General features: G+C 75.3%; 16 protein-coding genes and 1 pseudogene. 7 read left to right on the forward strand and 10 right to left on the reverse strand.

The features are described from left to right. Positions 1–116: 116 nt before the first annotated feature. The 5 genes and pseudogenes from AB0G13_RS19980 to AB0G13_RS20000 all read left to right on the forward strand — a co-directional run. A pseudogene (locus tag AB0G13_RS19980) lies at positions 117–413 on the forward strand (lanthionine synthetase LanC family protein); the annotation flags it as partial. Positions 414–499: 86 nt separating this feature from the next. Next, complete coding sequence (locus AB0G13_RS19985) at positions 500–736, forward strand: hypothetical protein (protein WP_357876195.1); 237 nt, start codon at positions 500–502, stop codon at positions 734–736. 82 nt (positions 737–818) lie between these two features. Then, on the forward strand, positions 819–3,719 hold the full coding sequence (locus AB0G13_RS19990; protein WP_357876197.1) for an AAA family ATPase: 2,901 nt from the start codon (positions 819–821) through the stop codon (positions 3,717–3,719). A gap of 47 nt (positions 3,720–3,766) precedes the next feature. Continuing rightward, positions 3,767–3,973, forward strand: a complete 207-nt coding sequence (locus AB0G13_RS19995; protein ID WP_357876199.1) for a hypothetical protein — start codon at positions 3,767–3,769, stop codon at positions 3,971–3,973. Between the two features lie 132 nt (positions 3,974–4,105). After that, positions 4,106–5,545 (forward strand): hypothetical protein, encoded by a 1,440-nt coding sequence (locus AB0G13_RS20000; RefSeq protein ID WP_357876201.1) that lies wholly within the window; start codon positions 4,106–4,108, stop codon positions 5,543–5,545. 58 nt (positions 5,546–5,603) lie between these two features. Here AB0G13_RS20000 and AB0G13_RS20005 read toward each other — a convergent pair whose 3' ends face one another. The 3 genes from AB0G13_RS20005 to AB0G13_RS20015 all read right to left on the reverse strand — a co-directional run bounded on the left by AB0G13_RS20005 (position 5,604) and on the right by AB0G13_RS20015 (position 9,549). Further along, positions 5,604–6,845, reverse strand: a complete 1,242-nt coding sequence (locus tag AB0G13_RS20005) for a VWA-like domain-containing protein (RefSeq protein WP_357876203.1) — start codon at positions 6,843–6,845, stop codon at positions 5,604–5,606. Next, complete coding sequence (locus AB0G13_RS20010) at positions 6,842–8,083, reverse strand: MoxR family ATPase (protein ID WP_357876205.1); 1,242 nt, start codon at positions 8,081–8,083, stop codon at positions 6,842–6,844. The genes AB0G13_RS20005 and AB0G13_RS20010 overlap by 4 nt, the downstream gene beginning before the upstream one ends. Before the next feature lie 65 nt (positions 8,084–8,148). Continuing rightward, on the reverse strand, positions 8,149–9,549 hold the full coding sequence (locus AB0G13_RS20015; protein ID WP_357876207.1) for a hypothetical protein: 1,401 nt from the start codon (positions 9,547–9,549) through the stop codon (positions 8,149–8,151). 268 nt (positions 9,550–9,817) lie between these two features. Here AB0G13_RS20015 and AB0G13_RS20020 point away from each other — a divergent pair, with 268 nt between their 5' ends. Next, positions 9,818–11,212 carry an N-acetylmuramoyl-L-alanine amidase gene (locus AB0G13_RS20020; RefSeq protein ID WP_357876209.1) on the forward strand — a complete coding sequence of 465 codons (1,395 nt, stop codon included), beginning with the start codon at positions 9,818–9,820 and terminating at the stop codon, positions 11,210–11,212. Positions 11,213–11,285: 73 nt separating this feature from the next. On the opposite strand, the gene AB0G13_RS20025 is transcribed toward AB0G13_RS20020, so the two are convergent. The 7 genes from AB0G13_RS20025 to AB0G13_RS20055 all read right to left on the reverse strand — a co-directional run bounded on the left by AB0G13_RS20025 (position 11,286) and on the right by AB0G13_RS20055 (position 21,319). Further along, positions 11,286–12,152, reverse strand: a complete 867-nt coding sequence (locus AB0G13_RS20025) for a hypothetical protein (protein WP_357876211.1) — start codon at positions 12,150–12,152, stop codon at positions 11,286–11,288. Then, on the reverse strand, positions 12,149–13,399 hold the full coding sequence (locus AB0G13_RS20030) for a hypothetical protein (protein ID WP_357876213.1): 1,251 nt from the start codon (positions 13,397–13,399) through the stop codon (positions 12,149–12,151). Before AB0G13_RS20030 ends, AB0G13_RS20025 begins: the two co-directional genes overlap by 4 nt. Positions 13,400–13,519: 120 nt before the next feature. After that, positions 13,520–14,392 (reverse strand): peptidoglycan DD-metalloendopeptidase family protein, encoded by an 873-nt coding sequence (locus AB0G13_RS20035; protein ID WP_357876215.1) that lies wholly within the window; start codon positions 14,390–14,392, stop codon positions 13,520–13,522. A 112-nt stretch (positions 14,393–14,504) separates the two neighbouring features. Then, positions 14,505–14,927: a DUF6234 family protein gene (locus AB0G13_RS20040; RefSeq protein ID WP_357876217.1), complete on the reverse strand. Its 423-nt coding sequence runs from the start codon at positions 14,925–14,927 to the stop codon at positions 14,505–14,507. A 149-nt stretch (positions 14,928–15,076) separates the two neighbouring features. Then, entirely contained in the window at positions 15,077–19,429 is a 4,353-nt protein-coding gene (locus AB0G13_RS20045) for a S8 family serine peptidase (protein WP_357876219.1), read from the reverse strand. Positions 19,430–19,648: 219 nt separating this feature from the next. Continuing rightward, positions 19,649–20,569: an S-4TM family putative pore-forming effector gene (locus AB0G13_RS20050; protein ID WP_357876221.1), complete on the reverse strand. Its 921-nt coding sequence runs from the start codon at positions 20,567–20,569 to the stop codon at positions 19,649–19,651. A gap of 219 nt (positions 20,570–20,788) precedes the next feature. Further along, on the reverse strand, positions 20,789–21,319 hold the full coding sequence (locus AB0G13_RS20055; RefSeq protein WP_357876223.1) for an adenylate kinase: 531 nt from the start codon (positions 21,317–21,319) through the stop codon (positions 20,789–20,791). A 314-nt stretch (positions 21,320–21,633) separates the two neighbouring features. Here AB0G13_RS20055 and AB0G13_RS20060 point away from each other — a divergent pair, with 314 nt between their 5' ends. Next, a complete protein-coding gene (locus AB0G13_RS20060) occupies positions 21,634–22,713 on the forward strand; it encodes a hypothetical protein (protein WP_357876225.1) in 1,080 nt (359 codons plus the stop codon). Positions 22,714–22,769 lie beyond the last annotated feature (56 nt).

The raw sequence follows: 22,769 nt of genomic DNA on the forward strand, positions 1-22,769 counted from the left end.
CAGCACCTGTCCGATGATCAGCTGGTGCACCTCGGACGTGCCCTCGTAGGTGAGCACGGATTCGAGGTTGGCCGAGTGCCGAGCCCGGAGTCCCGCCCGACGAGGCGGTGCGGCTGCTCACCGACCGGCCGCTGCTCGACGACCTGAGCCTCTGCCACGGCGAGCTGGGCGTCGCCGAGGCGACCGGCGTCCTCGACGGCGGCGGGAGCGCGGCGCGGCGACATGCCGGTCTGGTCCTCGACGTCGTCGAGCGGTACGGGGCGTCCTGCGGAACCCCGGGCAGCGTGCCCACTCCGGGCCTGCTCACCGGCCTCGCCGGCATCGGGTACGGGCTGCTCCGGCTCTCCGGGGCCGGGCCGGTGCCGTCGGTGCTGCTGCTGGAGCCGACCCCTGAACCGCGCTCCTCGGGTTGAGGACCGCCGGGCGAGCGACGACGATCTCCACTGGAGCGGTCAGCTCCGGAAACGTCCCACGAAGACACCAACAGGAGGAATGACAGTTGTCCGAGAACCAGCTCTCCCCGCGTCGTGCCGACGAGATCGACCCCGCGGCGCCGATCGACGACCCGGCCGGCGCGATGTGGTTGCAGCCCGTCGTGACGTTCGGGATCCGCGCGGCCGCCCTCGCCAGCCTCGTCGTGCCCGTGGGCATGGTGATCGGCGGCCTCGTCGGTGACGGCGGCGCGGCGGCGGACGCTGCCCCTCTGACGACCTGCTGCCCCGAGCGGCCGATGTGACGTCCCGGTAGCCGCCCCGGTGAGGCGGCCCCGCCAGCACCGCGTTGGGCCGTGGCCTCCCTCCTCGGATAGCGTGCGCAGTGTGTACCGCTCCTCGAAGTTCATCGGTCGGGACGCCGAACTCCGCGCGGTGCTGGACAGCCTCGAATCGGCGCGGGCGGGGCGGGGCGGCGCGGTGTTCGTGGTCGGCGAGAGCGGCGTCGGCAAGTCCCGCCTCGCGTCGAGGGTCGCGGAACTGGCGACCGCGGCGGGCATGCGCGTCATGCGGGGCCGGGGCAGCACGATCGGCACCGCGGTGCCGCTGCGTCCCCTGACCGAGGCGCTGCTGTCGCTGCTCCGGTCCGGGCCGGTGGACCCCACCGTGCTCGGGCCGTACGGCCCGATCCTCGGCCGGCTCGTCCCCGACTGGGGCCGGCCGCCGGCCGACCAGGAGAACGCGTCCCTGGTGATCCTCGCCGAGGCCGTCCTCCGGCTGACCGGAGTGGCCGGCGCGGGGCGGGGTTGCCTGATGCTGCTCGACGACCTCCAGGACGCCGACACGGAGACGTTGACCGTGCTGGAGTACCTGATCGACAACCTCGCCCTGCAACCGACCCTGCTGCTGGGGGCGATCAGGGCGGAGCCCTGCGCGGCGTCCACCATCGCCCGGTCGGCCGCCCAACGTGGTCAGTGCACGCTCATCGAGCTGGGCCGGCTCGACGACGACGGGCTGCGGCAGATGGTCGGCGCGTGCCTCGACGCCGACCCGGAGCGGGTCCCGGCGGCCGCGCACGCCCTCGTCTCGACGGGCAGTGCCGGCAATCCCTTCCTGATCGAGGAGCTCGTCGCCGGGATGGTCGACGGCGCGCTGCTGATCGGCGGCCCGGCGGGCTGGCGGATGTCCGAGAAGCTGCCCGCCGCCCTGCCGGGCACCCTGGCGCGGGGCATGGCGCAGGGCGTCGAGCAGCTCGGCCCCCAGGTCCGGGAGCTGCTCTCGATGGGCGCGCTGCTGGGCCAGCGGTTCCCGCTGGCCGTGGTGCAGGCGGCCACCGGGCTGAGCGACCGCGACGTGCTCGACCACCTGTGCGGCGACGTCGCCGGGCGGCTGGTCACGGTGGACGACCAGCTCACCGACTGGTACGCCTTCCGGCACCGGCTCACCCGCGAGGCGCTGCTCACCCTCCTCGGCCCCGCCGACCGGGCCCGGCTCGCCCAACGGATGGCCGACGCGGTGGAGGCGGTCTTCCCCGGCCTGCCGGGCGAGTGGTGCCAGGTCTCGGCCACCCTGCACCTGGAGGCCGACAACCCGGAGGCGGCCGGCCGCCTGTTCACCGAGGCGGGCCGACGGGCGATCGCGCAGGGCGGCGCCACCACCGCCGTCGCCCTCCTCGACCGCGCGATCGGCCTGCTCGGCGAGAACCCCGTGGCACGCGCGGCCGCCCTGGAGGCCCTGCTGCACGCCTTGGCGGAGGCGGGCCTGGTCGAGCGGGCGCTCGCGTCGGTCAGCACCCTGGACCAGATCGGTGGCGTCGACCCGCGCCGGCGGGCGCAGCTGCACACCCGGCTGGCCTGGGCCGCGACGGTCGCCGGCCGCTCGGCCGAGGGGCTGGCGCAGGTGGAGCAGGCGCGGGCCCTGCTCGGCCCGGACGCCGCCGCGGAGGACACCGCGCCGGTCGACGTGGTCGCCGCCCACCTGGTGCTGGACACCGCCGGGCAGGACCAGCTCGCCACCGCCGAGGCGCTGGCCCGCCGGGCCGCCACCGTCGCCGAGACCGTCCCGCTGCCGGTGGTGGCCTGCCAGGCCTGGCAGCTCCTCGGCGCGTTGATCCGGCACCGCGATCCGGCGGAGGCGACGCGGTGCCTGGAACGCGCCCTGGCGATCGCCGCGCAGCACCGGCTGCCGATCTGGGAGATCCACGCGCTGATCCGGCTCGGCAACGACGACGCGCTGCGCGACGCGCGCCTCGACCGGCTCGAACAGGCCCGGGAGCGGGCCTCCCAGGCCGGCGCGGTGACCGCGCGCCACCAGGCGGAGGCGAGCCTCGCCCTGCACGCGGTGCTGCGGGGCGACTTCGACACCGCGGGCGCCCTCGTGCAGCAGGTGCTGGCCGCGACCACCCGGCTGAAGCTGCTGGAGACCACCCAGTACGTGCTGCTGGTCAGCGCGGTCCTCGCGGCGCACCAGGGGCGACGCCGGGAGATGGAGCACGCGCTGGCCGAGTTCCGCCGGTGGAGCGGCGACCAGGCCCTGCACGCCTCCCGCGTGCACGGACTGGCCAGGGCCTTCTGCGCGCTGCTGGAGGAGGACCGGCCCCGCGCCCTCGACGAACTGGCCCGGGCGTTCCAGGCCGAGGAGCGGAGCCCGACGGTCTTCCACCTCTCCGGCCGGCACGGCCTGCACCTGCTGCTCCAGGTCACCTCCGGCGAGGCCGGCTGGCCGGCGTACGAGGCGGTGCAGGGCGACTCGGCGAGCAGGCTGCGCTGGGATCTCCAGTTCGCGCTCTTCGCGAAGGCGGTGCTGCTCGGCCGGTCCGGTCGGCCGGAGGCGGCGACGCAGGCGGCGGCCGAGGCGATGCGGGCCGGGGCGCCGTACGCGATGGGCCGGCACCTCGCGTTGCGGCTGGTGTGCGAGTCGGCCCTCGCCGACGGCTGGGGGATGCCGGTGCAGTGGTTGCGCGCCGCCGAGGACCACTTCCACCGCAGCGACGTGCCGGCCGTGGCCAGCGCCTGCCGGGCCCTGCTGCGCCAGGCGGGCGTACGCGTGACGCAGCGCCGCTCGGGTGCGGGCGACATCCCCTCCGGGCTGCGGTCGGTGGGCGTGACGGTGCGGGAGCTCGAGGTGCTGCGGCTGCTGGTCGGGCGGCTGAGCAACCGGGAGATTGCCGGCCGGCTGCATCTCTCCCCGCGCACCGTGGAACGGCACGTGTCCAGCCTGCTCGGCAAGACGGGCCTGCCGAACCGGATCGCGCTGAGCGAGTTCGCCGCCGAGGTGGAGGACGGCTGAGCGGTGACGCGGTGCAACATTCCTGCAATCGACGAACGTTGACGTCGATGTCCGACCTCGCCGTCGGCAACACCACCGACGTGTCGCTGGGCGGCTCCACCGGCTCCGGCAACTCGTGGAACCTCGGCGGGACGTGGTCGCTGGTCAGCACGGACCCGAGCACGATCACCGGCCCCCGTACGGCGGACGGCGCCATTGCCACCTCCTCGTTCCTGCGCCCGGCCAACGGCGCGGACGTCGGCGCCCGGATCTGAGCCGCTCCGGCCGGGGTGGCCGGCGGTGGGTCCGCCGGCCACCCGACGGCCTCGCGGGATCAGCGCGTCGGCGTGACGGGCGGTCGTCCGTCGGGGCCGCCGTCCGACGCCGCGCGCTGGCAGGATGACCGGATGGACCTCGACATCGGCGCCGGGCTGCTGCACCGGCTGACGTCCTACGAGCCGGGCCGCGAGTGGGACGTGCCCGTGGACGACCCGCGCGTCCGCCACGACCTCGTCCCGAACGATCCCGGGACCCTGCCGCCGCCCATGAAGGGCTACCCGGACGGCCCTGCCGTCCTCGACCTGCCGCGCGACCTGCCCGACCCCGGCGTCTCCGCGACCGCCGTGCTGGCCGGCGTGGCGTCCCCCGCCCAGCCTCTCGACGCGGCGCAGCTCGGCCGCGTGCTCTTTTTCGGCGCCGGCGTCGTCCGCACCGCGGAGCGCAACGGCCGCCCCGTCCTCTACCGCGCCTCCGGCTCGGCGGGGGCGCGGTTCCCGCTGGAGGTCTACGCGAGCACCCGGGGCGTCGCGGGGGTGCCGGACGGCGTGCACTGGTACGACGCGCGGCGGCACGCGCTCGTCCAGGTGGCACCCGCCGCCAGCGGCGCCGTCACGACGCTCGTGGTCACGGGTGTGCCGTGGCGGACGGGGTGGCGCTACGCCGAGCGCGGGTGGCGACACCTCTACTGGGACGCCGGCACGCTGCTGTCCCAGCTGTCGGCGGCCGCCGCGAGCGCCGGCCTGTCGCCGCGGCTGCGGTCGCTCTTCCCGGACGCCACCGTGCGCGCGCTCGTCGGCGCGGACGGGGTGCACGAGTACCCGCTGGCCCTGCTCTCCCTCGGCGACGGTGAGCCGGCGATCGGGCCCACCGGGCCCGCGGTCCCCGGTGAGCTGCCGCCGGTCGAGCTGCCGCTGTGCACCACCGCCCAGCGCGCGGGCGAGCGGGACGCGCTCGGCGCGCCCTGGCCGCAGGCGCAGCCGCTGCCGACGTTCCCGCCGTCCGACCCGTTCGACGAGGTCGTCCGCCGGCGCGGCTCGCAACGGCGGATGGACTCATCCCGCACGCTGCCGCGCGCCCTGCTCGAATGGCCCCTGGCCGCGGCCCTGCGCGGCGTGCCGGTGCCGCACTGGGTCGCCGTGCACGGGGTCGACGGCGTGCCGCCCGGCCTCTACCGGTGGCCCGACCTGTCGACGCCGCTGCGCACGGGTGACCTGCGCGACGAGCTGCTCCGGGTCTGCCTGGACCAGGCGCTCGCCGGCGACGCGGCCTACGTCGTCATCGCCGCCACGCCGCTGTCGGCCCTCGACGACCGCGGCTACCGCGAGGCCCAGCTCGCCGCCGGGCTCGTCGAGGGTCGGCTGCACCTCGCGGCGTACGCCCTCGGCGCGGGCGCCTCCGGCATGACCTTCCTCGACTCGGCGGTCCCGGGGCTGCTGGGCGAGCCGGACGACCTCGCGGCGCTGCTCTTCACCTGCGTGGGCGTCCCGGAGTACCGCTCGCGCGCGGGCGGGCGACCGGGCGCCCCGGTCGAGGTCCGGCCGGTCATGCCCCGCCTCGCCGGGTCCTGACGCGGCCCGCCCGACGGGCCCGAACGGCCGGTCGGTCGGGCCGCGCGGTCGCCGCCGATCACCCGATGACCACCACCCGCGCCCATGCGGGTGGTGAGGCCGGCACGTACCCGGGACCGTCCTCGTGCGACGTTCTGGGGCTCCGGTGCCGGCGGGGGAACAGCCCGACCACCGTGCGGCAGGACGGCTGCGCGGCCGGCCAGGGCGTCTGCCCGTCGGTCAGGACCACCACGACGTCCGGGCGGGGCCGGGTCCGCAGCGCCCGGGCGAAGCCCGTACGCAGGTCCGTCCCTCCCCCGCCCACCAGCGGGATCTCCTCGGCGCGGCACAGCGGGTGCATGACCCGGGCCGCCGCGTCGCACGACAGCACGCTGACGAGGTCGCGCCGGCCGCCCACGGCGCGGGAGATCGCCGCGACCTCGAGCAGCGCGCTGCCCAGCTCGGCGTCGCTGACCGACCCGGAGGTGTCGACGACCACGCAGACCCGAGGGGGCCTGCGGCGCAGGCTCGGCAGGACGACGCCGGGCACCCCGGCGGAGCGTCGCGACGGCCGGCCGTACGTGTAGTCCTCGCCCGCGCCCGCACCCGAGGCCGCCGAGCGGATCGCCGCCCCCAGCAGGTCCCGCCACGGCTGGGGCGGGTGGAACGCCTCCTCCGCCCACCTCCGCCAGCCCTGCGGGACGTCCCCGGGACGCCCGGTGATGCCCTGCGCCACCCGGAACCGCACCGCGTCGCGTTCCTGTGCGCTGAGGCCGTGCGCGCCGTCCGCCCCCAGGTCCCACTCCCGCTCCGCCCCGTCGGCGCCGCTGCCGCAGTCCAGCCAGACCAGCCCCTGCGTACGCGGCCCGAGCCGGAACTGTCGCAGGTAGTCCTCCATCAGCTCCCCCTCGGGCAGCCCCAGGGTCGCCGGGTCGACGACGCCGTCGGGCCGGGCCAACCCGTCGCCGAACACGTCGTCGTTGATCTCGCAGTCCGCGGCGATGTTCATCCGTAGCCGCTCCCCCGGCCCGGTCAGCCCCCGTTCGCGCGCCACCCGGTCGCTGCGCCCGTGGTGGTCGCGGAGCAGGTGCGAGACCTCGTGCACCCACACCCCGGCGAGTTCCTCCACCGGGGTCCGGTCCACGAACACCGGGGAGGCGTAGCACCGCCAGTGCCGGTCCACCGCCATCGTCGGCACCAGGCGCGACTCCACCACGTGCAGGGCGAACAGCGCCGACGCCAGGTAGGGCCGGGCCCGGACGGCCTGCAGCCGGGCGGCGAAGAGCTTCTCGCGGTCCAGCGTCCCCGTGCCCGGACTCACCGGCCGCTCCCCGCGGCGGCCGCGAGCCGGGCCTGGTCGGCCCGCCGGGACACCGACACCACCCCGGCGAGCCGCTCGATCGCCGCCGGCACGTCCCAGTCCTCGCGCCGCAGGGCGGCGAGCGTGCTCGCGGGGACGACCACCAGGTCCGGGGGTCCGGTCTCCAGCGCCCGGACCAGCAGTGCCCACGCGGCGTTCCAGCGGGACCGCTCCGGGCGGCCACGGACGGCCGCCACCACGCCGTCCAGCGCGGCCTGCCGCAGGTCGCCCCGCTCGGGCAGGACGGCGGCCGCCGGGTCGGCCAACAGCATCTCGGGGTCGGGGAGGTCCATCCGGTCCATGCTGGCGAGCAGCTCCAGCCCCGCACCGTCGCCCACCGTGCCCCGCACCAGCATCGAGAGCACCTCCCGGGAGGTACCCGCCGCGGTCGCGAAGGCGACCAGGCGCAGGGTCATCTCCCAGCTGCGGGGCGAGGGCCACGGGCCGCCCCGGCGGGCCTCGTTGCCGGGCAGCCGGTGCACGAGCGCGGGGCGGACGGCCAGCAGCCCGCACACCGCGCGGCGGGCGAAGGTGACGGCCTCCGGCAACCGCTCCGGGTGCAGCCGGGGCAGTGCGGTCCGGGGCCAGGTCCCGCCCAGGCCGCGCAGCACGACCTCGTGGTCGTGGGTCCACTGGAGATGGACGAAGCGGTTGGCCAGGGGCGGGCTCAGCTCCCAGCCGTCGGCCGCCGAGGATCGCGGGTTCGCGGCGGCCACGATCCGGATGCCGGGCGGCAGCCGCAGCGCGCCCACCCGCCGTTCGAGCACGAGGCGGAGCAGGGCGGCCTGGACGGCTGGCGGTGCGGTGGACAGCTCGTCCAGGAACAGCAGCCCCCGCCCGGCCCGGACCAGGCGCACGGCCCAGTCCGGCGGGGCCATCGGGACGCCCTGCGCCGCGGGGTCGGCGCCCACGACCGGCAGTCCCGCGAAGTCGGACGGCTCGTGGACGCTGGCGACGACGGTCGTCAGCGGCAGGTCCAGCGCCTCGGCGAGCTGCGTGAGGGCGGCGGTCTTGCCGATCCCCGGCTCACCGCACAACAGCACGGGCAGGTCGGCGGCCACGGCCAGGGTCAGGGCCTCCAGCTGCGTGTCGGATCGGGGTTCGGTGGTGGTGGCGCCCAGCAGGGCGAGCAGCTCGGCGGCGACGGCGAGCTGCGAGTCGGAGGCGCGGTCGACGGGGCTGACGGTGGCAGGGCGCATGGTGATCACCTGTCGTTTCTCGTGATGGGTGAGAGGAGAGTGGCGCGGGGGCCGGAGGCCCTCGGTCAGCGGGCGATGCCGTGGCGCGGGCGCGAGCGGCGGTCGCGGGTACGGCGACGCTCCGCGGTGGCGGGGCCGGGGCCGGACCCGGCCAGTCCCGCCCGGAACAGCCCGTACGTGACCCGCCGCAGCGCGGCCGTCTCGAGTTCGTCGCGCAGCGCACCGTCGCGCAGCCGCGCGTCGGGCCCGAGCAGGGCCTCGACGACGGCGAGTGCGCCGGCGGTGTCGCCGTGGTCCAGGCGGGCCCGGACCTCGGGGAGGCACTCCGGGTGGCGGTGCGCCTCGTCGATCACCCGGAGGCAGGGCAGCGGAGTGCCGGTCAGCGCGGCCAGGAGTTCCTCCCGGCGGACCTCGGCCGGGTCGTGGTCCAGCGCGACGAGGGTCCCGTCGACCAGGCCGACGCGGTGCCAGGCTCCCCGGCAGCGCACGCGGCGCGGCTGTCCCGCCCGGTCCCGGGGCACAGTCCCCGGCGCACGGCCGGGTGCCAGCGCCGACGCGACCAGCGGATGCAGCCGGCCGGCCTCGATCAGCCCACCGCGGAGCAGTTCCAGGTCGGGCGACACCCAGGTCGCGGCGTCGGGCAGCACCGGCGTGGGCTGGCGCGTGCCGGCGCGGCGTCGCGAGGCCGACGACGCGATCCGCGCCTCGGGCGGTCCGGTGCCGTTCCCGGCCGACGCCACCTCCAGGAGCAGGTGACGTCCCGCCCCGACCCGTACGGCGACCGTGCCACCGGCCCGCCCCTCGGCGCGGAGCAGGAGGGCCGCCTCGGCGGGCCACCTCGGCACCGCCCAACCCTCCCGCCGGCCGACCGTCCCCGGTGGATCCGGTGCGGCGGCGGGGCCGTCCCCGGGTGGTCGATCCGCCCCGGACCGGATCCGCAGCTCACCGGCCCGCCGGGCGTCCCAGAGGTGGCGGTGCAGGTCGAGGCGGAACCGGCGATCGGGGTGCGGGTGCGGGTGGCGACGGAGGCCCGAACCGGACCGGGCCCCGTCCCACAGCGCCAGGCTGAACCGCTGACCGGCGTCCGCCCAGGCCGGTGGCGTCCGGGCCACGAGGTGCACCGCGTCGCCACGGCGTCCGTCCCGGTCGTAGCGGGCCAGGGCGACGGTCAGGCCGGGGCGCAGCAGCCCGTCGGGCGCGATCCTCGGCAGGTGCCAGCGCAGCAGGTCGGGTGCCAGGTGGCGGAGGTCGGCACGGAGCTGGTCGGCGAGTTCCCGGCCATGGGTACGGGCCACGGAGCGCAGGTCGACGTCGGCGTCGACGCGGGCGGCGGCGCACGCACCGGCCCAGTCCCCGACGGCCCGACGGGCGGTGGCAACCTCGATCATGGACGGCGGCACGGCGAACTCGCGCACGCGCAGCCAGAAGGACGAACGGAAGTCCGGATTCCCAGGTTGAGAGCGCATCAGCACTCACCTTGCGAGAACCGGGCCCCCAATCTGGTGAGAGAAGAAGTCGTCATCGCCGGGGAGCATACCGCCGCGGGCACCGGCCCGCCAGGCCCCCACCCGGCCCCGACGGGCGTCCTCCGCGGGCCCGGCACCGCCCGGAATGAAGGTTTCCGCCAACACACCGCACCATAACGGAAGCCATTTACATCAGCGTGCGTCGCGGTGTACGGTACCGCCACCCGTCGACTCTCATCGATGTTGACGAATATCCTGAGAGGTGCAGATGACTGCTCGGCTCATCTCGCAACGCAGGCGTGGGCTGCTCAGCGCCGCGCTGGCCGCGACTGTGGTCCTGTCTGCCGGATCAGCCCTGGCCGCCGCGCCGGTGTCCGCCGCGCCGGACGGGGGCCCACCGGCGGCCGGCCGGTTGGCCGCGGCCTTCGACACCGCCGCCGGCCGGTACGACGTCCCCCGCGACCTGCTCGTCGCCCTCGGCTACGCCGAGACCCGCCTGGACGGGCACGGCGGCGCACCGAGCGCGGCGGGCGGCTACGGCATGATGCACCTCGTCAGCAACCCCAAGCTGCGCACCCTGGACGAGGCGGCCACGCTGACCGGGCTCAGCCGTGGCGCGCTGCGCGCCGACGCCGCCGCGAACATCACCGGGGCGGCTGCCGTCCTGCGCTCCTACGCCGACCAGGCCGGCCTGGACGCGGCCGAGCGCGACGACGTCGACGAGTGGTACGCCCCGATCGCCCGCTACGGCGGGGCGGCCAGCCCGTCGCTCGCCCGGCTCTACGCGGATGCCGTCTACGACCTGCTCACAACCGGCTTCGACACCGGCCATGCCGAGGTGGCGCGGGTTCCCGCCCGCCAGGTGGCACCCAAGCGTGACCTGCCGGGCGGCGCGTCGGACGAGGCCGGGATCCTCAGCACCGACTACGGGCCCGCCGCGTGGGCGCCGGCGAGCACCAGCAACTACACCGTCGCGAACCGGCCCAGCAGTCACCCGGTCCGGTACGTCGTCATCCACGTGACGCAGGGCAGCTACGCCGGCTCGATCAGCTGGTTCCAGAACCCGGCCGCGAAGGCCAGCGCGCACTACACCTTCCGCTCCTCCGACGGGGCGGTCACCCAGTCGGTGCGGGAGAAGGACATCGCCTGGCACGCCGGCAACTGGACGTACAACACCCAGTCCATCGGCATCGAGCACGAGGGGTACGTCGACAACGCGGCCTGGTTCACCGACGCGATGTACCGGGCGTCCGCGACGCTCACCCGCAGCCTCGCCAACAAGTACGGCATCCCGAAGGACCGGGCGCACATCATCGGTCACCACGAGGTTCCCGGGGCCACCCACACCGACCCGGGTCCGAACTGGAACTGGGCCTACTACATGCAGCTGGTGAACCAGCAGACCGGCGTCGGCTCCGGCACGGTGAACACCGAGGGGGTGAGCCTCAACGTGCGCTCCGGGCCCGGTACCGGCTACAGCGTGGTGGGTTCCGTCGCCGACGGCGCGACCGTCAGCATCTACTGCCAGGCCGTCGGCACCACGGTGACCGGCACCTACGGCACGTCCAACATCTGGGACCGGATCGGCACCAACCGGTACGTCTCGGACGCCTTCGTCCTGACCGGCCACGACGGTTTCATCCCCGGCGTGCCGCGCTGCTGATCCCCTGAGCCGATCCCGTCCGTCCGCCGGGCCGGCGTACGGACGGGGTCGGCGTCAGCACCCCGCGACGGCCCTATCGCCGCCCGAGGGGAGGAAGGTCCGTGGCGGCACAGGCCTTCCGGTCGACGGCACAGTCGAGGCGGGCGATGCCGTCAGGGTTCCAGACGTACTGCACCGCGTAGTCGTCGGGCCTGCCGGCGAACCCGGTCATCCGGAACGGCGCGCGGTCGACCGGCGGGACGACCACCTCGTGCTGGTTCCCCCGGTACCGCAGCTTCAGGTGCAGGCGCCAGGCGCACTCGCAGCGGGTGGTCCGCGACATGACGGTGCCCACCCAGACCTCGCCCCGGGCCAGCGTGACGCGCTTGGCGGCGAAGTAGGGCGTACCGCTCCCGGCCGCCGCCGCCACCGGGATGGCCGCGTCGAGGTTCACCTCCATCGCGCCGTTCTCCGCGTCCCCCTGCGGGGGTATGGCGAACAGGGTGCCGGTCCGCACCGGGTCGCGCGCCACGACCTCCACGGTCATGTCGACGACCGCGATGCCGGCGCTGCGTCGGCCCTCCAGAGTGAGCTTCGTCGCGGAGTGACCGGCCGCCACGAACCGGGAGTCCCGCAGCGGGTCCGGAGGCTCCGCGGCGACCGCCCCGGCGGCAGCCAGGAAGACACCACCTTCCGAGGGCCCGATCTCGGTGTCGACCTGGACCAGCGGCGCGCCGAGCACGTCCAGCACGCGATCGGAGACGTACGGGATCACACCGGGGACGACGGTGGCGATGGCGGTCGTCGCCACCAGCACGGCCAGGGCCTTGGTCCCCCGGGACAGCTGCGCCCAGCCCGTCGCCTTCTCGTCCTCGCCCGCCGGCTGGGTCGTGCTCTCGGGGGCAGCGGCTGGTCGGCTCGGACGCCGGTTGCGACGGGTACCGGATCGCGATCTGGTCATCGTGGTCCCCGTTCCAGGGTGGGCGGCTCGGCCGCCGGCAGGTCCGATTCGGTCGGCTGTTCCTCTGCCGGCGCCGCCGTCGGCGGGTCCGAGGTGGCGGAGAGGGCCGCGGCCGCCGCCAGCAGGGCGGCCACGAGAACGTCGTTCGGCATGCCGGCCCCGGGCGCCGCGTTTCCGGTGGGCACGGGGCCAGCCGCGACCGGCCGGCCGGCTCGGGACGGGCGGGTGGGCATGAGGGCGAGGCTGACCGCGACGGCGACCATCGTCAGGATGCCGAGCCCGTGGCCGACACCCGACGCAAGGGCGCCGTGGCCGGCCTGGTGAGCCGTCGGGTGCAGCGGTCGCCACAGCAACAGGTATCCCAGCATCAGGCCCACGGTGACCGCGACCGCCACCGTCAACCCGGTACGCCGCAGCCATCGTGCCGCGCCGGGCGCGAGCAGCGCGAGCACGGTGAGCACCAGGCAGGCGACCAGGCCGGCGCGGTAGGCGGCGATCCACAGCTGGACGTCGCCGCGGTCGGGGCCGAGCGGGTCGAGGTCGGTCGAGCCGTCGAGCGCCGGGACGAGCCGGTACCAGGGCGACACCGCGGCGGCGACCGCTCCGACGACAGCGAGCACGACGCTGGCCGGGAAGGCGATTCCGCGCGCCCTCCGGAGCATTGTGCCGGTGTCGGCCGGGAGGTCGAGAAGCTCGAGTTCCTGTCGCGACCGGCTGGAACCGCCCAGCCCGCACGCCACCAGGCTCAGGCCCACGGCGTAGAGCAGGCAGCCCGTCGACGGGAGCACGCCGCCCACGGTCACCCGCTCCGGCAGGTAGGTGGCCGACTCTCGCACGAGGAGGGTCGTTCCCTTGACGAGGTGGACGGTCAGGAAGAGAGCAGTCACCGCCCCGGCGGCCGCGACCGTCGAGTAGGGAAACCAGAGGTACGACGACAGCCGGCCGACCGACCCGAAACTGAGCGCGACGCCGACTCCGACGACGATCAGCACGAGAGCCGCCATCGGCGCCGCGAAGGGATGGAGATCGGAGAGCAGTGCGACGTATCCGGAGCCGCCCCTCGAAGCCGGCGTGACGGCTGCCCACGGCAGCGTGAGGCCGGCCAGCGCGAGCGCACCGCCCGTGGCCGCGAGGACCAGCCCGCCGACCCAGAGGGCGTCGACGCCGCCCGCCGCAGACGGCCTGGGCCGGCCGGGATCGGCCGGAAGCGCTGCGGACGGCAAGCCATCGGTGGCCCGGCCACTCATGCCCTCACCCCCCGACGGACAGCACCGGAACGGATCCTATCGATGACGGGCATCCGGTCGGCCGGTGCACCGGCCGACTCAGTGACCAGCGCCGTCCGAGGGCACGCAAGTGCGACGCGGTCAGTCCCACCTGTCCTGGTTGAGGAAGCGGGCGAAGCCGCGCCACGAGTTGGGTCCCATCACCCCGTCGATCGGGCCGGTGTAGCCGTGACCGGAGGCGAGGCGCTGCACGGCGCGCCAGGTGTTCGGGCCGGGCTGACCGTCGATGGGGCCGGTGTAGCCGTAGGCCCGCATCGCCCGCTGGAGGGCCGCGTAGGTGTTTGGCCCGGGCACGCCGTCGATGGGGCCGGTGTAGCCGGCGGTGAGCCGCAACCAGTTCTGCATCCGCTGGTAGCAGACGGTGCCGGGGATGCCGTCGTACTCGGTCTGGGTCTTGGGCAGGCCGCCGGGCGCGGGCTGTTGCCCGATGTACGCCAGCGGGTTGATGCGTACGCCGGCCGGGTCGATCATGTGCCAGTGGACGTGCGGCCCGGTGGACGAGCCCGAGCCCGGCGCGCCGGCCGCGCCGCCGGAGAGACCGACGACGGTGCCGCTGGACACGGCCGCGCCGTTGCCGAGCAGAAACTGCGACAGGTGCATGTACTGGCTGCGGTACCCGTCGGCGTGGTGGATGGTGACCGTGTGCCCGCCCGTGCCGTTGTACGGGATGTTCTGGACGGTGCCCGCGCCGCAGGCGGGCAGGCGGGTGCCGACCGGCATGCCGAAGTCGACCCCGCCGAGCGAACCCCGGTTCAGGTGGTCCTGCCAGGTGCCGGTGACGGGGTACGCGGCGAACGGGTGGTAGATCGCGGGCGCGGCGAAGGCGCGGCCGGGGACGGCCAGCCCGGCCAGGGCGCCCGCGCCGAGGGCGGCGCCGAGCAGCAGCGCGCGGCGGTCCACGCCGGCGACCGCCCGACCGTCGCCACAGCATCCGGGTGGGTCGAGCTGGTCCATCACGTGCTCCCTGCTGGTCGGTCTGCGCTGGTCGAGGCAGTGACAATACATAGCCACAGGTCAATCTGTCGACCGCGTCGCCGAACGTGTGCCGGCGCCCCCGCCGGATCGCTCAGCCGCCCGGGCAGCGGTTGTCACCGCCGCTGTGCTCCTGGCAGGTCGTCGGCGCCGGGACGGGCGCAGCCGGCGGCCTGAGCGTCCGGGCGGCGTCCGCGACCGCCGGCGTGAGCGCCGCCGCGATCACGACGGCCAGGAACAGGTAGACCAGTGCGGTGCGGGGGTACCGGCAGCCGAACGCCACCAGCGCGATGACGGCCGGCCCGCCCGCCGCCGCCGCGGCGAGCAGCAGCAGCGCCCGGGCGGAGCGGCGCCCGATCTCCGCCGCCCGTCCGCCCCCGTTCGAGTGGTGGTCGGCCCACCCCTCCATGCCGAGGGTGAAACACCACCACAGCAACGCCAGGGAGGTCACCACCCAGAGCACCGTCAGGAGCACGACGGCGTACCGGGGTCGGGCGGCGGGGGTCGACGACGTCATGCCGTACAGCCTGGCCGAGCCGGAGCCGTGGGACGTGAGCCCGGGTACTCACCGCACCCACCGGCCCGGCGGCCCGCCGGGGCGGTCGCGAGGGCGACCGCCCCGGCGGGCGTGGCCACGTCAGCGACGGGCCGGGCGGGGCGGTCCGCTCACCACCCGCGGCACTGGCCGGAGGCCGGGCCGCCGACCGTGTTGGCCACCCCGTCGTCCACCGGCGGCGGTTGGTTGCCCACGCACCGCAGCGGCCCGTCGATCCGGTTGCCGGAGACCACGACCGGCGTGTCGCCGGTGCGGCTGTCGACCACGCTGACCGGGCCGGTCACCCGCGTGCCGGCGATCAGGACCCGGCCGGTGACGCCGGTGACCGAGAGCGGGCCGTCGACCCTGCTGCCCGTCAGCTCCACCACCGTCGCCCCGGTGGCGGTCACCGGCCCGTCGACGCTGGCGTCGAGCGCGAACAGCCCCGCGCCCTTCTCGACGCTCACCGGTCCGGACACCGCGGCGCCCGGCGCGAGGCAGACCACCCCGGCGCGGACCGACAGCGGGCCCCGGTGCTCGCCGCTCACCACCTGGCCGCAGGTCTGGTCGGTGACCTGGAGCGTCACCGGCAGCGTCACCAGCGGGTTGGTTGGGTCGTCGCTGGTGACGCAGAGCTGGGCCCGGTACGTCCCGGCGGCCAGCCCGGTGCTGTCCATGGAGATCGTCACCTCGGTGGCCTTGCCGGCACCGGTGCCGGCCGCCGTGCGCGACGCCGTCAGCCACGGCACCTCGTCGGGCGTCACGCACGGCTGGAGGTCCGGCAGCCGTACGTGGGTGACGAACCGGGCCGCCCCCTTGTCGTTCTCGACCTCGACCACGCGGCCGGACCGGTCGATCTCCTGGACCCCCTTCGAGCTGGTGGTCAGGATGTTGCCGTTGCCGAGGGGGTGGACGCCCTGGTAGCCGGATCCGCCGGGCGGCGCGTAGACGCCGACCAGCTTGCCGGTCCGGTCCATCTCCCAGACCCCGGCGGTGGAGCCGCTGCCCCAGCTCGCCGCGAGCACGTTGCCGTTCGGCAGCTCCGCCAGCTGGCCGGGCCAGCTCAGCCCCTCGAAGAAGCGGGCGTTCGCGCGGGAGCCGTCCCTGCTGAAGCTGTGGATGGCGTCGCTGTCGCTGGCGGAGACGAGCATGTCGTCGCCGCGGAACAGGATTCCCCACGGTCCCTTGAGCCCGTCCGTCCCCGGGGCGACGATCGTGCCCAGGTACCTGCCCTCGGCGTCGAACTCGACCACGGAGTGCGCGTTGGCCTGGGTCGCCACCGTCGCGAGGACGGTGCCGCGCGGCGAGAGCGCGATGCCCCGGACGTTGGTCATGATCGCCGGATCCCGTACGCCGGAGGCCGGCGCGAAGACCCGGCGGAAGCGGCCGTCCAGCCCGTACTCCGTGATCACCGAGTTGACCTGGTCGGACATGAGGAAGCCGCTGCCGTCCGGCTTGGCGATGACCTGGAACGGCGTGTACAGGCTGGTCGACGGGTCGAACGCGGTGTGCGGGACGAACTGCGGATCGATCAGCTTCCCGGAGTGCGGGTCGAACGCCATCACCCCACGGGTGGCGCTGGCCGAGTTGGGGATCAGCAGGACGCCGTCGCGCAGGAGCCGGATCCGCTCGTCGTCCGGGCCGGCGTCCGGGTCGTCGAGCCGCCAGTCCAGCACCCCGTGCGCGGTGTTGCGTACGGCGAACGACTGGCTGGTGACCATCCCGGCCGGCTGCCGGGCGGAGAGCGACCGGGGCGCCACCTCGATCCTCGGTACCGGCACCACCGTGAGCTCCAACGCGATCCGCGCCGACGGCTGGTCCGGGTCGTTGCTGGCCAGGCAGAGGTTGGCGCGGAACACGCCACCGTCGTTGAGGCCGGTCGAGTCGAGGGTGATCCGGACGTCCTGCTTCGTGAACGCGGCCAGCGTGCCCTGCGCCGGCGTCACCTTCACCCACGTCGGCCAGGAGCAGTCGGCACCGTCACCGGTGGCCCGCCAGGTGAGCTCGGCCCCGCCGGCGTTGCCCACCGTGACGGTGTGGCTCTCGGCCTGCGCGACGTCCAGGCTGGAACTGAGTGCCGCCTTGTCGACGGTCAGCTCCGGGGCCGCGGGCAGGACGGCGACCGGGAGGTGGGCCGGGGCGACCGGCGGCCCGTCGGGCGCGTGCCGGGCGTCGGTGGTCAGCTCGATCGCCCCGAAGAGCCAGTTCTTGCGGGGCGTCCCGGTGACGTCGAGGGTGACGGTCAACTCCTGGCTCGCGCCGGGCGCCAGCGTGAACCGCGTCGGCGCCACCGTGAGCCGCGCCCCGTCGGGCGCCCGCGCCGCCACCTGGTAGGTCGCGTCCACCTTGGCCACGCTCGACACCGTCCGGGTGAAGGTGCAGACCTTCAGGCAGTGGTGTTCGACGACCGCCGGCAGGTTCAGCGTCTGCGGGTCGCCGCCGGCCTCGGGGTCGGCCGCGACGAAGTTCGCGGCGGTCTCGTCGAGCACGAGGCCGGTCCGGCCCGCCCTGTCCACGTTGATCCGGCCGGAGCCGATGTCGAACGCGTCGGCCGGCGTGGCGCCGTCCTCCTTGACCACGCCGTCGCGGTCCGCGGTGAGCGCCAGCGCGGACCGGATCCGCGTCGGCGACCAGTCCGGGTGCAGCGCCGCCAGCAGCGCGCCGGCGCCGGCGACGTGCGGCGACGCCATGGACGTGCCCTGCATGAAGGCGTACGGCGCCGGGTTGTCCTTCGTGCCCATCGTGGCGGCGAGGATGTTGCGGCCCGGGGCGGCGACGGTGGGCGCGAGCATGTCGAACCTGCTCGGGCCGCGCGAGCTGAAGTCCGCCACCACGTCGGTCCAGTCCCCGTCGCGCAGCACCTCGCTCCCGGCGCCCACGTGCACGGTGACGGGTCCGTCGGTGGCGGCCAGGTGGGCGCGCAGCCGCTGCCCGTCGGCGAGGCCGATCATCACGGCGGGGACGGGGCTGCCGGTGAGCGCGCCCATGGTCAGCGGCGGGCCGCCGTACTGGGTGTGCACGACGACGCCGGTCGCGCCGGCGGTGGCGGCGTTCTTCACCTTGACGGAGAAGTCGCAGCCGCCTCGGGGGATCAGGGCGACACGAGCGGTGAACGCGTCCTTCGGGAAGGGCGCGCAGCCCTGCTCGTTGGCCGGGTCGGCGGTGCCCGCGTACCGGATCTCCCCACTGATGGGCGGGCTCGGCGAGCCCTCCCCCAGCACGGCGGCGATGTTGGTGAGCGCCGCGGGCGCAGGCGCCGGGGCCGTCACGTCGAGCCGGTGGGCGACGACCCGCTCGTGGCTGACCGCGGCGACGGACATGTTCCACGGCGCGGTCTTCGCGACGGTGCTGGGGCCCGGGCCGCTGTTGCCGGCGGAGGCGGCGACGAAGATGCCCGCCGAGTACGCCTCGAGGAACGCCTGGTCGACGACGTCGTTCCAGGGGTCGTCGCGCCCGGAGATCGAGTAGTTGAGGACGTCGACGCCGTCGGCGATCGCCTGGTCCACCGCGGCGACCGTCGCCGAGGAGAGGCAGCCGATGCTCATGCACACCTTGTAGGAGATGACGTTGGCGCGGGGCGCGACCCCGGAGACGGTGAGCTTGTGCGTGCTGGCGCCGACGGTGACGGTCGCCTCGTGCCGGTTGCCGGCGGCGGTCGAGGCGGTGTGGCTGCCGTGCCCGTTGTCGTCCCGGGCGTCGGTGCCGACCATCGCCCAGGCGCCGATCAGCTTGTCGTTGCAGATCGGCCTGTGCTGCGGGTGGGTCGGGGCGCAGACGCCGACGTACCTGCCCTCGCCGAACGGGTTGGTGTGCCGGTAGCCGTCACCGTCCACGGCGGCGAACGACGGGTGGTCGGGGTTGATGCCGGAGTCCAGGATGCCGACGGTCACGCCCTCGCCGCGGGTCGCCACCTCCGCCGCCGTCCGGCCCTCCCAGGCGGCGGCCGACCGGATCAGGGCGTTGCTGGTGTCGGTCTCCAGGGTCAGGGTCTCGTCCGGCACGACCGCGCTGACGCCCGGCAGGCCGGACAACTTCGCCGCCTCGTCCGCGCTGACCGCGACCGCCAGGCCGTTGACCACGTTCCGGTAGGTGTGGGCGACCCGCACGGAGCGCCCCAGGGCGGCCTCCATCTCGTCCACCAGGGTGTCCTGCCGCTGCGCCAGTTCCCTGGCGTAGCGGGTGCTCACCGCGGACCGGGTGTCGATCCTGCCGGCGCGCGCCCTGGTGCCCCGCGTGGCGGCCACCAACGACGGCTTGTCCATCTTGACCAGCCAGAGCCCGCTCGCCGGCTGCGGCTGGCCGGACGCCGGTCGAGGCGGCGCCTCGGGCGCCTGCCGGCTGGCCGGCAGCGGTGCGCGGGAGGGCGCCGCGGCGGCGGGCACGGGGGCGGCGGCGAGCAGCATGGTGCTCGCCGCGGCCGCCGCGACCAGGCGGGCCGGTGTCCGCCAACGGGAGGGGAACGTTCTTCGGGCAGGCTGTGCCACGGTGAGCTCCTAGGTCACTTCAGCGGCGCGATGGGGGGCCCGCTGCCTCGCCAGAGCCGGGGAGTGCTCGGTGCGGCTGGGTGCGATCGTGTGAAACCTAGGTGATCACGAGGACCGAGGCAATGGTGTAAGTCGATCCGTGCACCTCACCGGGGCCGCCGGCCGCTCGTGAGGAACGCCTCTGCCCGGCTGTCGGCTCGTCGGCGTCCGGGTCGTTCGTCACGTGCCCCGACGCGCCGGACGTCGCGCGGGAGAGGACATCGCCTCGAGCTGTCGCATCTTGAAGCGGAAGTCCGCCAGGTCACTGTCGTGGAACCGCCAGAAAAACCAGGACGGCATCCGTGGCTGCTGCCGTCGGATGTGGAACAGCACGTCCTGGATCTGCCGGGCGAACCCTACGAACTCCGGCCCGGACACCGCCGGCGGGGAGCCCGCGTCCGCGCTGACGGCCCGCAGCAGGCCGAGGACGCGGGTGCGCTCGTCGGTGTTCGACATCTGCGCCCGGTAGGTGTCCACGCACAGCAGCAACAGGCCCAGCGACGGGATCAGCCACCCGCTGATCAGCTGGACGACCGTGCTGCCCTCGGCGATGGCCAGCAGGACTCCGACCGCGCACCAGAGCACCACCACGGCGATCATGAGGTGGGCGAAGCGGCGACGCACCCGCGAGCCCCAGGCGAGGTTCTGCTCCAGACAGAACAGGACGTCGAGGGGTGCGGGAAGCGCCGCGACGAGGTAGTAGTCGCGCAGTCGTTCCTCCCGGCCGCGGAACCGGCGGCTGAGCCGACTCACCTCGTCCTCGGACAGCCGGTCACCGACCGCCACCTGGTTCCACGGCAGACCGAACAGCCTGACGTCGAACATCTCCTGCAGGGTGGCGCTCGTCCGCAGGTGCCGGCCCGCCCACGGAACGATCGCCGTCGCGTAGACCACCGCCCATGCCGCGCCGACGAGCGCCACCGGCGCGGCGGCGGCCGGGAACGCCACGGTCAGCAGGCCCAGGGCGGCGACCACCGCCGAGAGCACGAGGCTCAGCGCCTGCGCGTGCTGGGTGCTCCGATGGACCACCGCGATGGCGCGGAGCAGGGTCAGAGACGGCTCGTCGTTCTGCCGTCGCGCGATCGGCCGAGAGACCGACACCTGCCCTCCCCGGAGCCCGACACCGCCTGCGATCTCTGATCCGGCGCGCCAGCGCCGGTCGACGATGAGCCGGGCTCGACGAGCCCCGCACCCATCGCGACCGTCACGGTACCGTCTGTGTGCGAGGGTTGTACATCGTCGCCGTGCGCCGCCGTCGTCGTCCGCGCGGTCGCCGCGTCCGTCGCCCGCGCGCTCAGCCGGCGGGCTTCCGGCACGGCCTCATTGCCGGGTCAGGTCGGCCAGCCAGCGGTCCAGGGCCGCCGGGGAGCGGAACAGCAGCACCGGCGGGCCGGCCGGGTCGGCCTGCCAGGCGCGCATCCGCCGCCGGGCCCGGCCGAACGCGGTGACGTGCCACACCAGGATCGAGTCCCGGGACAGCACGCTGCCCAGCGACTCGCGGTTGCCGTTGCAGATCTCCTCGCCGCTCAGCAGCCGGTGCACGGTGCGCCGCAGCAACCGCCAGAAGGAGAGCCAGCGCGGATAGTCCAGGCCGACGACCAGGTCGGCGTGGGCCAGCACCACGTCCCGCCACCCGTGGTACGCCCCGTCCAGGATCCAGCGGTCGCGCCGGCAGATCGCCTCGATCCGGCTGCGCTGCTCCGCGACCGGCACCTCGACCCAGCCGGGCTGCCACAGCAGGTCGTCGACCGGATACCACGGCAGCCCGAGCCGCTCGGCCAGCCGTGCCGCCAGGGTGGACTTGCCGGCGCCGTACACCGCGTAGACGAGGATGCGGGCCGGTGCGGTCATCGCGGCAGCGTACGCCGTCGGCCGGTCAGGTGCCGCGGCGCGATCCCGCCGCGCGCCCGGTCGTCGCCGCGATCCACCGGCACGTGGCCGCTCGGCGGGCCGCGACCGGGCAGCGGGACCCGGGTCATACACTCACCCCCTGGTCACGCGGCGGAGGCGGTCGACGTCAGGGGCCGGCGTGCCACCGGAGCGGGGGCGGCCGGGGGCCGGTCACCGGCGCCCGACGTGGCGCCCGGTCGGCCAGGAGTGGGTCGCCGGCTCGCGGACCGGCACCGGTGCGCCAGAGGGGCGGGCCGGCATCGAAGGGACTGCTGGTGGGGCGACGAGGCAACGGGACCCGGCGGCTGCGGGTCGCGGCGGGGACGGTCGTCGTCCTGGCCGCCACGATGGCCCCCGGTGCGGCCGTGGCCGATCCGTCACCCGCTCCGGTCCCCGGGACGCCGGTGTGCGAGGTGCGTGGTGGCCGGCTGAGCGAGATCTCCGGGATGGCCGCCACGGACCGCGGGTTCGTCATGGTCAACGACGGGGCGGACGACGAGGCCCGCCGCCGGATCTTCTTCCTGGACGACCGGTGCGCCGTCGTACGGACGGTGTCCTATCCGTCCCGTCCGCGCGACACCGAGGATCTCGCCGTCGGCGCGGACGGCACGGTCTGGGTGGCGGACATCGGGGACAACGACCGCTCCCGGCAGACGATCGCGGTGTGGAAGCTCCCGCCGGGTGCGGACCGGCCGGTGTTGTACCGCATGGCGTACCCGGACGGCCCGCACGACGCCGAGGCCCTGCTCGTGACCGGCGACGACCGTCCGGTGGTGGTGACCAAGTACTCGGCCAACCTGTACGCCCCGAGCGCGGCCCTGCGCCCGGGCACGACGGCCCCGCTGGTGAAGGTGGGGCAGGTCCGGCTGCCCGCCTCCACGACGAGCAACCCGTTCGGGGCGCTCGGCCGGACGGCGGTCACCGGCGGCGCCACCGCACCGGACGGCCGCAGGGTGGTCCTGCGCACCTACGCCGACGCGTACGAGTTCGACGTCGCCGACGGCGACGTGGTCGCCGCGCTGACCGGCGGGACCCCCCGGGTCGTCGCGCTGCCCGACGAGCCGCAGGGCGAGTCGGTCACCTACGACCGCGACGGGCGGTCCCTGCTCACCGTCTCCGAGACCGCCGGCCGGCCGCCGGGAACGATGCCCCGGATCCTGCGCTACCCACTGCCGGCGGCCGTGTCGTCCCCCGCGCCGACCGCCACGCCCGGTCCGACGACCCCCGCCGCCGGCGCCGGGGCCGCCCGCTCCGGCGGCGGGCCCTACCTGGTGGTGGCGGGAGCACTCGGGCTGGCTCTGATCGCCGTGGGGCTGGTCGCGCTGGCCCGGGCGCGGCGCGCCAGGTCGCGCTGACCCGCCCGCCGCGCGCCGGGTCGCGCCCGCCGTCCGGGCTGCCGAGGACGCGCGCC

This window comes from Micromonospora sp. NPDC023633 (assembly GCF_040640035.1).
In the GTDB taxonomy this organism is placed as follows: domain Bacteria; phylum Actinomycetota; class Actinomycetes; order Mycobacteriales; family Micromonosporaceae; genus Micromonospora.

Bases quoted from the DNA above. Each gene is read 5' to 3' on its own strand.
- AB0G13_RS20035 (WP_357876215.1), bottom strand. From the start codon at position 14,392: ATGGACCAGCTCGACCCACCCGGATGCTGTGGCGACGGTCGGGCGGTC.
- AB0G13_RS20015 (WP_357876207.1), bottom strand. From the start codon at position 9,549: ATGCGCTCTCAACCTGGGAATCCGGACTTCCGTTCGTCCTTCTGGCTG.
- AB0G13_RS20010 (WP_357876205.1), bottom strand. From the start codon at position 8,083: ATGCGCCCTGCCACCGTCAGCCCCGTCGACCGCGCCTCCGACTCGCAG.
- AB0G13_RS20030 (WP_357876213.1), bottom strand. From the start codon at position 13,399: ATGAGTGGCCGGGCCACCGATGGCTTGCCGTCCGCAGCGCTTCCGGCC.
- AB0G13_RS20025 (WP_357876211.1), bottom strand. From the start codon at position 12,152: ATGACCAGATCGCGATCCGGTACCCGTCGCAACCGGCGTCCGAGCCGA.
- AB0G13_RS20055 (WP_357876223.1), bottom strand. From the start codon at position 21,319: ATGACCGCACCGGCCCGCATCCTCGTCTACGCGGTGTACGGCGCCGGC.
- AB0G13_RS20040 (WP_357876217.1), bottom strand. From the start codon at position 14,927: ATGACGTCGTCGACCCCCGCCGCCCGACCCCGGTACGCCGTCGTGCTC.
- AB0G13_RS19995 (WP_357876199.1), top strand. From the start codon at position 3,767: ATGTCCGACCTCGCCGTCGGCAACACCACCGACGTGTCGCTGGGCGGC.
- AB0G13_RS20020 (WP_357876209.1), top strand. From the start codon at position 9,818: ATGACTGCTCGGCTCATCTCGCAACGCAGGCGTGGGCTGCTCAGCGCC.
- AB0G13_RS20000 (WP_357876201.1), top strand. From the start codon at position 4,106: ATGGACCTCGACATCGGCGCCGGGCTGCTGCACCGGCTGACGTCCTAC.